12 protein-coding genes and 1 pseudogene are annotated in these 14,021 nt (G+C 62.7%); 7 read left to right on the forward strand and 6 right to left on the reverse strand.

What is annotated here, in order from left to right:
- Positions 1–119: 119 nt before the first annotated feature.
- Positions 120–2,822 (reverse strand): ABC transporter ATP-binding protein, encoded by a 2,703-nt coding sequence (locus tag C438_RS20110; RefSeq protein ID WP_004970261.1) that lies wholly within the window; start codon positions 2,820–2,822, stop codon positions 120–122.
- A gap of 169 nt (positions 2,823–2,991) precedes the next feature.
- Here C438_RS20110 and C438_RS14270 point away from each other — a divergent pair, with 169 nt between their 5' ends.
- Both C438_RS14270 and C438_RS14275 read left to right on the forward strand, forming a co-directional pair.
- Positions 2,992–3,501, forward strand: a complete 510-nt coding sequence (locus tag C438_RS14270) for a DUF7529 family protein (protein ID WP_004970264.1) — start codon at positions 2,992–2,994, stop codon at positions 3,499–3,501.
- 106 nt (positions 3,502–3,607) lie between these two features.
- The gene (locus C438_RS14275; RefSeq protein ID WP_004970266.1) at positions 3,608–4,033 is read left to right on the forward strand and encodes an EamA family transporter; all 426 of its coding nucleotides are present in this window, start codon (positions 3,608–3,610) and stop codon (positions 4,031–4,033) included.
- A gap of 35 nt (positions 4,034–4,068) precedes the next feature.
- On the opposite strand, the gene C438_RS14280 is transcribed toward C438_RS14275, so the two are convergent.
- The gene (locus tag C438_RS14280) at positions 4,069–4,551 is read right to left on the reverse strand and encodes a hypothetical protein (RefSeq protein WP_004970267.1); all 483 of its coding nucleotides are present in this window, start codon (positions 4,549–4,551) and stop codon (positions 4,069–4,071) included.
- A gap of 96 nt (positions 4,552–4,647) precedes the next feature.
- Complete coding sequence (locus C438_RS14285; RefSeq protein WP_049918089.1) at positions 4,648–5,076, reverse strand: MoaD/ThiS family protein; 429 nt, start codon at positions 5,074–5,076, stop codon at positions 4,648–4,650.
- A 150-nt stretch (positions 5,077–5,226) separates the two neighbouring features.
- On the opposite strand from C438_RS14285, the gene C438_RS14290 reads away from it, so the two are divergent.
- Together C438_RS14290 and C438_RS14295 are read left to right on the forward strand one after the other, a co-directional pair.
- A complete protein-coding gene (locus C438_RS14290; protein ID WP_049918091.1) occupies positions 5,227–6,120 on the forward strand; it encodes a UbiA family prenyltransferase in 894 nt (297 codons plus the stop codon).
- A 124-nt stretch (positions 6,121–6,244) separates the two neighbouring features.
- Entirely contained in the window at positions 6,245–8,026 is a 1,782-nt protein-coding gene (locus C438_RS14295; RefSeq protein WP_049918092.1) for a histidine kinase N-terminal 7TM domain-containing protein, read from the forward strand.
- Positions 8,027–8,117: 91 nt separating this feature from the next.
- Here the strand turns inward: C438_RS14295 and C438_RS19405 are convergent.
- Both C438_RS19405 and C438_RS19410 read right to left on the reverse strand, forming a co-directional pair.
- A pseudogene (locus tag C438_RS19405) lies at positions 8,118–9,392 on the reverse strand (RNA-guided endonuclease TnpB family protein).
- Positions 9,389–9,544 carry a DUF2080 family transposase-associated protein gene (locus tag C438_RS19410; protein WP_004970277.1) on the reverse strand — a complete coding sequence of 52 codons (156 nt, stop codon included), beginning with the start codon at positions 9,542–9,544 and terminating at the stop codon, positions 9,389–9,391. The pseudogene C438_RS19405 and the gene C438_RS19410 overlap by 4 nt, the downstream one beginning before the upstream one ends.
- Positions 9,545–9,596: 52 nt before the next feature.
- Here C438_RS19410 and tnpA point away from each other — a divergent pair, with 52 nt between their 5' ends.
- The gene (gene tnpA, locus C438_RS14305) at positions 9,597–9,995 is read left to right on the forward strand and encodes an IS200/IS605 family transposase (protein ID WP_004970279.1); all 399 of its coding nucleotides are present in this window, start codon (positions 9,597–9,599) and stop codon (positions 9,993–9,995) included.
- Positions 9,996–10,079: 84 nt separating this feature from the next.
- Here tnpA and C438_RS19140 read toward each other — a convergent pair whose 3' ends face one another.
- A complete protein-coding gene (locus tag C438_RS19140; protein ID WP_004970280.1) occupies positions 10,080–11,201 on the reverse strand; it encodes a tyrosine-type recombinase/integrase in 1,122 nt (373 codons plus the stop codon).
- Between the two features lie 1,050 nt (positions 11,202–12,251).
- Between C438_RS19140 and C438_RS14310 the strand changes: the two genes are divergently transcribed.
- Both C438_RS14310 and C438_RS14315 read left to right on the forward strand, forming a co-directional pair.
- On the forward strand, positions 12,252–13,697 hold the full coding sequence (locus C438_RS14310) for a lamin tail domain-containing protein (protein WP_083900018.1): 1,446 nt from the start codon (positions 12,252–12,254) through the stop codon (positions 13,695–13,697).
- Entirely contained in the window at positions 13,694–13,993 is a 300-nt protein-coding gene (locus tag C438_RS14315) for a DUF3006 domain-containing protein (RefSeq protein ID WP_004970286.1), read from the forward strand. The genes C438_RS14310 and C438_RS14315 overlap by 4 nt, the downstream gene beginning before the upstream one ends.
- The last annotated feature ends 28 nt before the right edge of the window (positions 13,994–14,021 follow it).

Genomic DNA, 14,021 nt, shown 5'->3' on the forward strand with positions numbered 1-14,021 from the left:
AATAACGAAGGTCTATTCGCGGGAACGAGTGACACAACCGACCTGTTCCGGTAAAAATACGAGACAATCAAAAAACGTCTGACAGGTGACGAGACCCCGTATCGGGGCCTGATTGCCGTCTATTCGTCGATGAGGTGACACGCCGCGGGGTGCGTCTGTTCACCCAGCGCGGGCGCGTCCCGCTCGCAGACGCTCTCGAACCGCTCGCGGAGAATCTCGGCCGCTTCGTCCCAGTCGTCGGCGACGACGCGTTCGAGCGCGCGGTCGACGACGCCCCGGAGTTCGGGCGACAGCGAGTGCGACAGATGCGACTCGCGGAGCTCGTCCACGACGGCGCCGGCGTCGGCGGTGCCGCCGTCGGCGCTCACCGTCGCCTCGGCGCTCGGGTCGCCCGCATCGAGCGCCGCGTCGCGGGCGCTCTCGACGTCCAGCGCCTCGCGTTCGACGCGCTGGCGGAGGTCCATCACCTCGCGGTAGGCCGCCTGCTCGATGTCGAGGTCCGCCGGCGGGATGACCTGCGGACACCGCGTCCGGAAGTGACAGCCCGACGGCGGGTTGATGGGGCTCGGCACGTCGCCTTCGAGGATGATGCGGTCGCCGGTCTCGGCGGCCGGGTCGGGCTCCGGAATCGCCGACAGCAACGCCTGCGTGTAGGGATGCCTCGGGTCGTCGAACAGCTCGTCGGTCGCCGCGACCTCGACGATTTCGCCGAGGTACATCACGGCGACGCGGTCGGAGATGTGGCGAACCACGGAGAGGTCGTGGGCGATGAACAGGTACGTCAGGCCGAAGCGCTCTTGGAGGTCTTCGAGCAGGTTGAGAATCTGCGCCTGCACGGACACGTCGAGCGCCGACACCGGCTCGTCGGCGACGATGAAGTCCGGGTCGACCGCGAGCGCGCGGGCGATGCCGACGCGCTGGCGCTGGCCGCCGGAGAGTTCGTGCGGGTAGCGGTCGTACTGGCCGACTTCGAGGCCAACCGCGTCGAGCAGTTGGTGGACCCGGCGACGGCGGCGCTCGCTCGTGGAGTCACCCGGCGTGACGCGGACGGTGACGCCCGAGACGACGTCTCCCTCGCGCTCGACTTCGACCTCGGCGCGGAGGCGCTCTTCGACGGCCACGTCGACCTCGCCGTCGGCGACGGTCACGGTCACGGTGGCGGTGGCGACGCCGTTCGAGGAGCCGACGATGGCGTCGATTTCGTCGCTCGCGGTGACCGAGACGCGCCCGGCGTCGATGCCGGTCACGGTCACGTCGACCTCGCCGCGCACGTCCGGGTCGGACACCGGGAGGTCGTGGACGTCGAGCGGCTCGCGGATGGTCTGGCCGACGGTCATCCGGGGGTCGAGCGACGACATCGGGTCCTGGAAAATCATCTGCATGTCGCGGCGCATCGCCCGGAGTTCGTCGCTGTCGAGACCCGAGAGGTCAGTCCCCGAGAAGACGACGCGCCCGCCGGTCGGCGGCGTCAGATGCAGGAGGCTCCGCCCGGCGGTGGACTTCCCACAGCCCGACTCGCCGACCAGCCCGAGCGTCTCGCCCTCGTAGACGGTGAAGTCGATGCCGTCGACCGCCTTCACGCTCCGGTCGTCGGCCCCGAGGAACCGGTCGAGGATGCCGTCGGCCTGCTCGTAGTACTTCTGCATGCCGTCGACTTCGAGAAGCGGCCTGTCGGTCGGCTCGGTCCCCGTCGATGACTCGATGGCGTCGCCGCCGTACTCGCTGGTGTCGAAGTCGTCGAGGACGCACTTCGAGCGGTGGTCGACCTCGTCGCCGCCGTGTTGCTTGTAGGGAATCTCACCGGAGGTACACTCCGGCTTGGCCCACGGGCATCGGGGCGCGAAGTGACAGCCCTCGGGCATGTCGATGAGGTCCGGCACGTTGCCCTCGATGGGCGTCAGGCGCTCTTTTTCCTCGCTCGGGAGCGATTCGAGGAGCGTGTACGTGTAGGGGTGCGAGGGGTTGTGGAAAATCTCCTCGACCGGCCCCTCCTCGACGATTTCGCCGGCGTACATGACCGCGACCCGGTCGCAGGTCTCGGCGACGACGCCGAGGTCGTGGGTGATCATGAGCACCGACATGCCGAGGTCCTCCTGTAAGTCGTCGATGAGGTCGAGAATCTGCGCCTGAATGGTCACGTCGAGCGCCGTCGTGGGTTCGTCGGCGACGAGCACGCGCGGCTGGCAGGCGAGCGCGATGGCGATGAGGACGCGCTGGCGCATCCCGCCGGAGAACTCGTGGGGGAACTCGTCGACCCGCGCGCCGGGTTCGGGGATGCCGACCGATTCGAGCACCTCGATGGTCCGCTCGACGATTTCGTCGTCGATGTCGCGGCTGATGCGGGGGAGCAGTTCGCGGACCGCGTTGAACCACGAGTCCTTGCGGCGGCCGCCGTACTGGTGGAGTCTGAGGCTCTCTGCGACCTGCTCGCCGACCGTCAGCGAGGGGTTCAGCGAGGTCATCGGGTCCTGGAAAATCATCCCGAGTTCGCGCCCGCGGACGGCCCGAAGCGCCTCCTCGGGCGCGTCGACGAGGTTGACCACGTCGCCGTCGACGAAGGCGGGGTTGTTGTACTCCGCGCGGAACTCGTCTGCGAGCCGGGCGCTTTCGAGTTCGACCGAGCCCGAGACGATTTCGCCGGGGTCGTCGACGAGCCCCATCGCCGACAGCGCCGTCACGCTCTTTCCGGACCCCGACTCGCCGACCAGTCCGACCGTCTCGCCCTCGCCGACCGTGAGGTCGAGACCGTCGACGGCCTTGACTCGACCCCGGCCGGTCGAGAACTGTGTTCGGAGGTCCGAAAGAGAGAGTAGATTCCTCATTGAATGGGAATGACCTGCATGGAGTGAAATACCTTTTCAATTTTTGCCAGTTGATGGGCGGTTGTTGACAAGTCGCAGGAGACCCGCAATCGCCCGCGTGACGCGCGAACGCGAGCGACAGCGGCGGGAGAAGCCAAAGTTTAGGTAGCGGACTCCGACACCATGCCGCATGGAAGAACATCCGCTCTCGGACGAGTCGGGCACGTGGGAGACGGTGGTCGCAGAGTGCGAGTCGCTCGCCGACGACTATCGGGAGCGAGACTGGACCGTCGTCGTCGCCCTCCCGGGTGACGTGGTTCCGGTCCCCGGCACGGGCGACGAAGTGGTCGAACACGTCGGCCTCGACGTGGTCGTCGGCGACGACGTCTACCCCGACCTCGAAGCCGCCGTCGAGGGCGCGACGTTCGACGAGTACGAGGCGTTCCGCGCGGTCTCCGGCGGCCTCGTCTACCTCGCGCTCGTCGTCCGCGCCACCGACGACGAAGTCGCCGTCTGTCTCCCCCTGTACTACCGGCTCGCGGAGTCCGAACGCATGTTCTCGCTCCTCGACGCGGGCGAGACGATGCGGACGAAAGTCCACCCGCTCGACCCCGACAAGGGCGTCGAGTTCGTCCACGAGGACCCCGACCCGCTCCTCCCGCCGGACTGGGACGCCGACCTCTCGGACGAGTTCGCGTAGTCGTCGGCTCGTCGAACCGAGTCCCACACGCGGGTAGCCGCCCCGTATATACACCGATGATAGTGGAGGTCCGGTTTCTTTTGAATAGCGACGCGAGGCGTCACCGATGGAATTCGCTGAGGTGGACTCAGCCGTCTTGTTCGGCCTGATTACGATGGTGACGTGGGGGATTTGGATAGTCGTGGGCAACGCCGCCTCCGAGTCCATGGACCCGCGGACCGCCGCCGCCATCTCGTATCTCGTCGCGGCGCTTCTCGCGTTCGGCTTCATCGTCGTTTCGGACGCGTCGCTCGCAGTGACGGCGAGGGGCGGACTGCTCGCCGGGGTGGCCGGGCTGTTCACCGGAATCGGCCTCATCTCGATGTACATCGGGTTCACCCACGGCTCGACGACCGTCGTCTCGACCCTCGGAGCCATGTACTTCGTCGTCGCGGCCGTCATCGGAATCGTCGTTCTCGGCGAGAACCTCACGCTGACGAAACTCACGGGCATCGCGTTCGCGGTTCTCGGTATCGTCTTGGTCACCCGCTGAGCGGCGTACTCGGCCCGTGGCCCTGTGGTCCTAGTCTACTCTTCGCGCTCGCCCGTCGACGTCTCGTCGTCCGCCGCCTCGCTCACCGAAATCTCCGTCTCGCGGTCCCCCTCCGCCTCCCGCCGCAACTCCTCGGCTCGGAGTTCGGCCCGCGTGTAGGCGTCGTACACGGCGTAGAGCCACACCGCGGGCGCGAGGAGGAAGCCGATGAGGACCATCACCGAGACGGACGCGACGATGAAGCCGACCGCGAAGACGAGGCCGCGTTCGAGTTCGCGGTTGTACAGCTGTCCGAGGCCGGGGAATATCGCCGACAGCACCGCCGCGACGAAGGGGTTGCCGCCGTCGAACAGGTCGTCGAGCGCCGAGTCGACCGACGACTTCGGCGGGTCGCGCTGGCGGACCCCGCACTCGGGGCAGATTTCGGCGCGCGCGTCGATGACCGCGCCGCAGTCGCGGCAGAACGCCTCGTCCGGGCCGCGTTCGCGAGTCGAGTCGTCCGCGGAGGGCGATGACATACCGGCTATCTGTCGGCCGGGAACGTCAGTCCTGCGGCGGTCAAGCGTCGGGACGACTCGCGGCCGCACCCGAGTTGACCCCCTCCGCGACCCCGCTCACAGGCAGAACAGAAACGGCTTCATCAGCGCGACGCGGTCGCCGTCTTCGAGCCGCGTGTCGAAGCCGTCGAGGTTCTCGTTGAACACGCCGTTGACGAGCACGCGGGCGTAGGGCCGCGTCTGCTCTCCCTCCGGGTTCTTCCGCCACGTCCCCGGCGGGCGCTCCACTCGCGCCCACCCCCGCGTCGTCGCGTCCGCCTCGCGCTCGGCGATGACGAGGTCGCGCACGTCGTAGGCTTCGAAGAACGCGTCGAGGAACGCCCGGAGCGTCTCGCCCTCGAAGGTGAACTCCGTCCGGTGGGTGCCCGCGGCCGACCTGACGTGGCCGGTCAGTTTGACCTCGACGGTCGTCTCCACTCGCTCGGCTGTCGCCGCCGTCTCTCCTGTCGCCGTCGTCTCCGCCCGCCCGGCTGTCGGCGTCTTCATGCGTCCTCGTACGCGCCGAGGGGGAATGAGCGCGCCCCCGAACACGTTCGACCGCGAGCGCGAAGCGGACAACTGGAGAAAACTGTTCGACCGGGAAGAACTGTTGTCCGCCTCACAACTAATTTGTCGGCGATACGATTCGAAGGTGTGATGCGAATCGTTCCACCCCGCCTGTACGGTGCAGTCGTCCACAGTTCAGTGTTCCTCGGCGCGTCGACCATCGCCGAAGTATTCGTCGCGTCCTCGCTCGCCGGTATCGGACCGAACGTCGCCCTCGCCGTCGGCTTTCTCATCACCGTCGGCATCTACAACTTCGACAAGCTCGCGGACCTCGACGCCGACGAGGAGAACTACGCGGAGCGGACCGCGTTCGTCGCCGCCCACCCGCGGCTGTACGCCGGCTTCTCCGCGCTCGCAATCGTCGGCGCGCTCTGGCTCGCCGTCCGGTACGGCGGCGTCTACGGCCTCGGGCTGACGCTGTTCCCGGGAGTCGTCGCGGTGTTCTACAGCGCCCCGCTCGTCCCGCTTCCCTCGGTCGACCGGCTCAAGGACGTCTTCCTCGTCAACACCGCCTCGGTGTCGCTCGCGTGGGCGGTCCTCGTCGGATTCGCCCCGCTCGCGGTCGCCGCGACGACGCCCGAATACGCCGCCGGCGCGACTGTCGCGGCGGTCTGGTTCTTCCTTCGCTCGGCCATCTCGGTCGAGGTGCACAACGTCCGTGACGTGTCGGGCGACGCGCGAAACGGCGTCGAGACCCTGCCGACGGTCATCGGCGTCCGCCGCACGCAACTGAGCCTCTACGCACTGGAACTGGTCTCGCTCGGACTCGTGTGGGCCGCGGCGCGAGCCGGCGTGGTCCCCGCGTGGGCCCCGGTCGCGCTCTTGCCCGCAGTCGCCTACTCGACGTGGATTACCTACGCGCTCACCGGGTCGGACCGCTCGGTCGAGCGGCTCTGTACGCTCCGCGACGCCGAGGGCGTGCTGATGGCCGCCGGCATCGCGGTCGTCGCCGCGGTCGCCGGAACCGGCGGGACGCTCGGGTGACGCGTCGACCGGCGTCGAGACGCTGAGACCGACGCTGAGACCGACGCGGCGTCGGCACTGCGTCGAGACAGCCACCGCAAACTCTCGAATACTCTTTTGTTACACCGCGTGAATTACCTCTGTAGTGACTCCGAACCTCGAGTGGGGACCCATCGACCAGTTGGTGTTCGGAGGAACGGTGAGTTCCCAACTCCTCACACAGCCGACCTCCCTCGTGGTCGTCGTCGTCGGGTTGATGGTCACCACCGGGGTCGTAAGCGGCTACGTCGCCCTGTTCGCGTGGCGGCGGCGGGCGATGCCCGGAGCCAGCGGGTTGGCCGTCCTCGCGCTCGCCAGCGGCTGGTGGTCGTCGGGCTATCTCCTCGAACTCGTCGTCTCGGACGTGGCGCTCAAGCTCACGCTCGCCGACCTGCAGTGGGTCGGCGTCCTCGCGGCCCCCATCGCATGGTTCTTCTTCGCGTTCTCCTACGCCGGCCGAGACCGCTTTACCTCGCCGCCGTCGCTCTGCGTCCTCTCGTTGCTCCCGGCGGTCGGCCTCGTCGCCGTCTGGACCAACTCCGCACACCACCTGATGTGGACCTCGGTCACCGTCGTTCCCGCCGTGGGGCAGACCATCACCGTCCTCCAGACGGACTGGGGGCCGCTGTACTGGGTCGTGCTCGGATACAGCTACCTGCTGTGGCTCGCCGGCGCAATCGTCATCTTCCGGACGGCGCTCGACATGCCGAACATCTACCGCTTGCAGGCGACGACCCTCATCCTCGGGACGCTGATGCCCGTGCTCGGGAACTTCGCGACGACCCTCCTCGAACTCTACGGCGCGGCTATCGACATGACTCCCGCGGCGTTCGCGTTCGCGGGGCTCGCCTGCACCGTCGCCGTCAGCCGCTACGAACTCCTCGAATCCCGGCCGGTCCCACGGTGGGTCGCCCGCGACCGCGTCGTCGAGACGATGGCCGACGCGGTGGTCGTCACCGACACCAAATGGCGCGTCACCGACGTCAACGAGGCGGCCGCGCAGGTTCTGAACGACACTTCCTCCGAACTCAAAGGTCATCCCATCGGCGACGTCGTCGAGGAGTTCTCGCCCGACCAGCGGGACACGGACCAAGTCACGGTCAGACTCGGGTCGAGCCAGCGGTACTTCGAACTCCGGACGAGCTCCTTCTGCGACCACCATGGCCGCGACATCGGCCACGCGCTCGTCTTCCGCGACGTGACCGACCGCCGGCTGAACCTCCAGCAACTCGAAGTGATGAACCGCGTCCTCCGCCACAACCTCCGGACCGAGGCGAACCTCCTCGAGGGCTACGCCAACCTCGTCTTGGACGACATCGACGGCGGCGAGTTCGACGACGCGCGGGACCACGCGCAGACGCTCCAAGACCACGCGCAGACGCTCGTCAACATCAGCCAGAAGGCGCGAAAGCTCGGCGCGACCCGCGGCAGTGACGGGAACGGCGACGCTCGACTCCACCCCGCCGCCGTCCAGATACGCGCCGCCGCGGACGCCGTCCGCACCGACTTCGCCTGTGCGAACGTCCGGCTCCTCGAACTCCCCGACAACGACGTGGTCTGTGCGCCCACGCTCGAACCCATCGTCCGGGAACTCGTCGAAAACGGCGTCGAGCACAACGGGTCGTCGACGCCGGTCGTCTCCGTGACCGCGAGCTGGGAGGGCGACGAACTCGTGATTCAAATCGAGGACAACGGGCCCGGCATCAACGCGAGCGAACTCGCCGCCATCAATGCCCACGGCGAGACGCAACTCAGACACGCGAGCGGTCTCGGCCTCTGGCTGGTGAAGTGGGGTATCGACCAACTCGGCGGCACAGTCGTGTACCGCCGACGGGAGGAGGGCGGGACCGAGGTGGTGCTTCGGATTCAGGCGGTGCGGGCCGAATAGCGTGTACCTGATTTATGCAGACATCGCCGAAGAGATGACTGCAGATACTGAGTGAACCGCCTCGGGGTCAAGCCCCGAGGCTTCCCGTGGTTTAATCAGACACTCCCACTCGACCATCGGCCTGATAGCCTCGAACGGTCGGGTGGGTCACGGTCGGGGCGTCCACGGCCCCCGATGCCTGCCGTCGCACCTTCCGTACTTGGGGAAGGCTATTGAGAGCAGGCACATTCCAATCAAGTTTCTTCACGCCTTTCACGACGATATTGACGCTTGCACCTCGGTCGCTGTGGTCTTGATGCTCGCAGGACTTGCATTTGAACCGCTTTTTTGTTTCGGTTCGCTCGTTCCGTGTGTCCACACATCGGACAGCGTTGGCTCGTGTACGCAGGGTCAATCCACGCTGTTGGCACGCCCTCGAAGGCGGCCTTGTACGACGTGTAGTATTGGAGCGCACGGAACGGTAGGTGGTGCAAGCGTCGGTTCATCCGCGTGCCGTAGTCGATACTGTCGCGCATCTCTTTGAGGTCTTCAAAGACGATACACGGTGTCTCGAATTGTTGGCTCCACTCCACGATGTGCCGACTCACCTTGTGGAGTCGGTCGCGGACAAACCGTTCCTCTCGGCCTTCGAGCGTGTTGTGGATACCGTCTTTCCCCGCGTTCTGGACACGCTTCCGCATCGTGAAGTAGCGGTGACGCTCGAATTTGATTTCGGGGAAGTCGATAACCAACGTGTCCTCGACGCCATCTTCTGAAAGTGCAGTAAGGGCCACGTTGTCCTCGTTCACGTCCACACCGACTACCGTCCGTGAGTTCTGCTTGTCCCGAACTGTTTGTTCGGTGTTAGTGACGTTGACGTGCAACTCAGGAGTGTCGTTGTGGAACAGGGCTTCCGCCGTCCCAATCTTCCAGTCATCGCTTTCGAGTGCGGTCTTGAGAACGTCGAGGTGAGCGTCACTCCCTTCGAGGACGCCCTTGACGTGGTTGTAGGGTTTCGCACTGATGCGGAACGCTACGTTGCCGTCGTCAGTGAGTGATAGGTTGTACCCTTCCTCGTAGTTCGAACGAAGCGGGTACGCGCCGTCCTTGGTGTGACTCGGCTGGCCGAAGTCGTCGTACTCGTAGTAGTTCTCCATCGCTCCGAGAGCCTTGGCGACGACGCGCTGTGTCGTGTTCTTCACAAGGTCGGCGTCGTCGGCCACGCGGTCGGGAATCGCATTCCAGTCCACGCCTTCTTTGGCGAGACGGATAGTTTCGTTGTACACCGAGCGGGCTTCGAGTGTGGCGTCGTACAGCAGGTCTCGTTGTCACTCTGGATGTTGAGTTGGAAGTCCAGAGTCTTGACGAGAGCCTGTGAGTCGGTCATTCTTCGTCTTGTTCGGTGGGTTCTGAGGTTCGGACGACTTTCACGTCGGCCCCACGCCAGCGTTTAGGGACGGTGACGTGGGCACTGTTCCCGAACCGTTTGACCTCACCGTCGAGAACTTCCTCGCCGTCGATTTCAAAGCGATTCGCCATATTTTCGTATATCCTTTGGATATACTTAACTGTTTGGTGGAATGGGTTCGATATGGGTGAGAAGCGGTCGAATCACACGGTGTACAACGTAAAATACCACTTCGTGTGGTGTCCAAAGTACTGTCACGCGATTCTCGAACCAATCGAGGATTCGTTGGAAGCGAGTTTCCGCGACGTGTGCGACAAGTACGATTATGAGATACTGTCGCTCCACATCTCACCTGACCACGTACACCTGTTCCTGTCAGCCCATCCGAAGCACGCGCCGAGCGAGATTGTACGGACAGTCAAGAGCATCACGGCACGGGAGATGTGGGAACAGTACGAACCGTTCTTGGAGGACTACCTGTGGGGCGGTGGGTTTTGGGAGGAATCGTACTACGTGGGGACGGCAGGTGATGTTTCGACCGACACGATTGAGCAGTATATCGAGCGAGCGGAACACGTTTAGCGGAGCGTACGGCTTCACCCTCGGGGTCAAGCCCCGAGGCACTCGGCCTGCTCCGCCTGTAGACTAACTCTGCACTCGGCCTGCCTAAACGTCCTGAGTTAGTCTGTAGATCTTCTCCCGGTACGTTGCTTCGATGTCTTCGTAATAGGCGTGAAGATACGCATCGATCCCACTACTATTCGTGAAACTACCAGTTCGGTCGCCGCGGAGATACTTCACGAGTTGCCGATTCAGATTTTGCTCAACACGCCAGTATGTGGTGAATCGATGTCGACCGAAGTGACTCGTAATCGGTCGGTATGAATCTGTTTCTGCGTACTCCGGATGGAAGTTTGACTTCCAGACCTTGTTCACACCCTTTACTGTCATCTGGGTGTGGCTCTTTTTCGAAAGAAACAGCCATGGCTCTCCGTTCTTCGGCCGTGCATAAAGATAGCGATCAAGAAGCGAACGTAGCTCTGTATCTAATGGGAGCAGTCGCGGTCTAACCGATTTGTTCCCGTTCCGCTCATCCCGAGACGGAATATACACCAGGTTTGACCTTGTGCCTAGTGCTTCGTGCGAGCCGAGGTTGGAATATGCTTCATTTGTACGTGACTCTGTTAGTCGACAGTCTTCGAGACGGAGATTCGAAACTTCACCAGCGCGTAAGCCAAGCTTCAACTGAAGCATGATGAGTGTTCTCCCCCGGAGACTGGTTACGGAGGCAATCATATCTCGAAGCTCTGGAATTGTGACCTTTCGATGCTCCTTAGTCTTCTTGACACGCAACGGGACCCGTTTCTTGGCCAGCTCGAATGGGTTGTAGCCGTCTTCATGTGGGAACACAGGGTCTGCCTGCCAGTACTGATACGCCCGGTTGAGCTTGCGTAGCTTTTCTTTAATTGTTCGTGACGTGTTTCCGCGGCCACCCTCTTGTTTTGGTGCACGCTGTGTCTCGATGTAAGCCTCCACATGTTCGAGCGCAGGACAAGCTGGATGTCGTCCCGTCTCGTACATATGTGAGCGCCACTCGTCGAAGACATACCCAAAGTGTCCCAGAGTTGCTGAAGAGAGATTCCGTGCGTTTAGTACTTCCTCTGAGAACACCTGGAATGGGTCGACGGTCGTCTCTTTGAACGTTGGTTCAAGCGCGGCAAGTGGGTCTATGGACTGACCGAATTCATCCGCTAATGTCTCACGAGAAGTTGATGAGTGTTCAGTCACGCAGAATCCTCTTCCTTGTGCCGTGGGCGAACGGTATCCCATTTCTCAATTTTCACATCCCAAATGGCACCAGTCGCACCACCGGCAATGACAGCAAGCATTACTGGAGAATACCGATGTGGATGGTCAGTATGCCACAACAACCAATCGTAGAAACGCTTCACACGAACCCAGTAATTGTACGCGGTTGCAGGTGATTTAGTATCGAGAAGGCGTCGGCACCAACGCTCAACGTGTGTTGGTGTCGCAAGGGCGTGATGACGCTGCAAATCGCCCATATGTTCGAGCCAATGTGATCCAGCCCGATCAACGGCCTCGTTGTACCGTCGACCAGAGCCACGTCCGTACTCGTATTCCTCACAAAATTCGGTCCAAACATCTCGGTCTCGGTACGTCGGCTGATACCGTGACAGTCGGTGAATCTCAGGAACGTCACCAATACGAGCGTATATTCCAACGCGATCTATCGCAACTCTTGATTTCGTTCGTCTCATACGTGATTGTCGACCGAATACAGCCGACACCCCTGTCGGCTGTAATAAAATCGCAGTACGATTGCTCGCCAATAGTAGCCACCAATGTTAATTTCTCTAATTAGAATTGTGATAAAAACGCACGTGACCCAGTATGATTGAACTTTATCAATATCATGATTGAGTTCTGTGCAAGATATATCCCTCGCTATTGAGAAAGACAAGCAATAGTCACCAAACCAACCCAATCGGTGATGAGTTGAACGCTGCCACCATTCGAGCGAGGCAAAAATCTGTCTCCCAAGGATAATTCGCCCATTCGCTCGGCTCCGGAACACAGTAGTACACGCTCTACTCTTTTCATACGCGCAGGTTCGATTCTCCAAGGCAGTCCCCGGCTCTGATTGACTGGGGTACTCACAGGTACTCACCTGCCTCAACGGCGAATGGTGCGGGATTGAAGTGCGGACGGTGTCTGACGAGACAGCGGTCATCAACTTGGGTTCGGTACACGACCGAGCGGAAAGCCCACTCGCCAACGACTAAAACATAAACCACCTGGCGCCGATGTCGTCGTATGGTTCTCCAGGCTCGGACGGTTGCGGTCGTCTTCCTCGTCTTTATCGCCGGGTGTACTGGTGCCGGTGGCCCCACACCCGAGACAGGAACAACTGCATCGCCGGCAGCAACGTCCACGACGGCACCGACTGCGACGACACTGTCACCTCAGACCGTTGCGTCAGTCAACGGGACACTCGAAGTCCATTTCATCAACGTCGGCCAGTCCGTCAGTACGCTCCTCATCGCCCCCAACGGAGAGACGATGCTTATCGACACCGGTGATTTCCGAGACGACGGCGAACATGTGCTTTCGTACCTCCAAGCACACAATATCGACCGCATTGACTACCTCGTAACCTCACATGCTGATGCGGACCACATCGGTGGGAATGCCGCCATTATCGACTACTTCGAAACACAGGCAGACGGTATCGGTGCGGTGTACGACCCCGGAATCACCTCCACGTCGCAGACGTACGAGGCGTATCTCGACGCCGTCGAACAACAGGACGTGGCGCTGTACCGGACACAGGCCGGCGACAAGATTCAGATGGGTGATGTGACCTCCCAAGTCCTGTCACCACCAGAGGGCTATCTTGCAAACGAAGACCGCAACGAGAACAGTATCGTCCTCATGACCCAGTTCGGGGCGAGTCAGTTCCTGTTTACCGGCGATGCCGAACACGAAGCCGAAGAGTATCTCGTCGACACGTACGGCTCGAAGTTGCACTCGACGGTACTCAAAACAGGCCACCACGGCTCGGGTGGGAGTACGACGGCCCCGTTCTTGGCTGCGGTCCAGCCGAACGTCGCCGTTGTCTCGAGCGCGTATGACTCCCAATACGGCCACCCGAACGAAGAGACGCTGTCCCGGCTGGCAGCGCAGTCCGTTCCAACGTACTGGACGGCAACCCACGGCACGATTGTCTTCGAAAGCGATGGCCAGCGCGTCACCGTGCGTACCCAACGGGATGCACCGACCGAGCCAACACGCCTCCGTGAGGGAATGCCAATTGAACCGGGGACGACTGGTGAGGTGACCGCCCGGACGACCATCACGACCAACGGAACGGTCGCGACGCTCACGCCGGTCGCAACTGACGGCGGCACCGAGACCGAGACACCATCCGCGTCGCTCGCAGTCGCTGACGTACACGCCGATGCTGCGGGGGCCGACACGGACAACCTGAACGACGAGTACATCGTCTTTGAGAACACGGGGACTGACACCCTCGATGTCTCCGGCTGGTCAGTGTCCGATACCGCAGGCCGGACCTACACCTTCCCATCGGGGACGACACTCGACGCAGGTGCGACGGTCACTCTCCACACCGGAACTGGCACGGATACGTCAACAGACTACTACTGGGGCTCCGGGTCAGCTATCTGGAACAACGGTGGCGATACCATCACCGTGACGGATAATACCGGCGCGGTCGTACTCGAAGAGGCCTACGCATGATTCCAGACGGGACATACACGGCGACAGTCGACCGGTTCGAGGACGACCGCGCGGTGTTGCTCGTCGAAGCCGACGGTCGGGATATCGACCAACTCGTCGTCGACCGTGACGAGTTACCATGGCGAGCGAGAAGCCAAAACGCGGTCTTGACGATTTCCGTCGCCGAGGGCGAATACGACGGTGGCCGGTACGAACCCGACGAGACCGACGCACGGACGAATGCGGCCCAGTCACGCTTCGACCGACTCTCGCGACGTCCGCCGGCTGCTGCCAACGAAGACGACGAAGACAGCTGAGCCAACAGCAGACGACTGTCGCCGCCGT

The sequence above is a fragment of the Haloferax denitrificans ATCC 35960 genome, from assembly GCF_000337795.1.
GTDB classification, from domain to species: domain Archaea; phylum Halobacteriota; class Halobacteria; order Halobacteriales; family Haloferacaceae; genus Haloferax; species Haloferax denitrificans.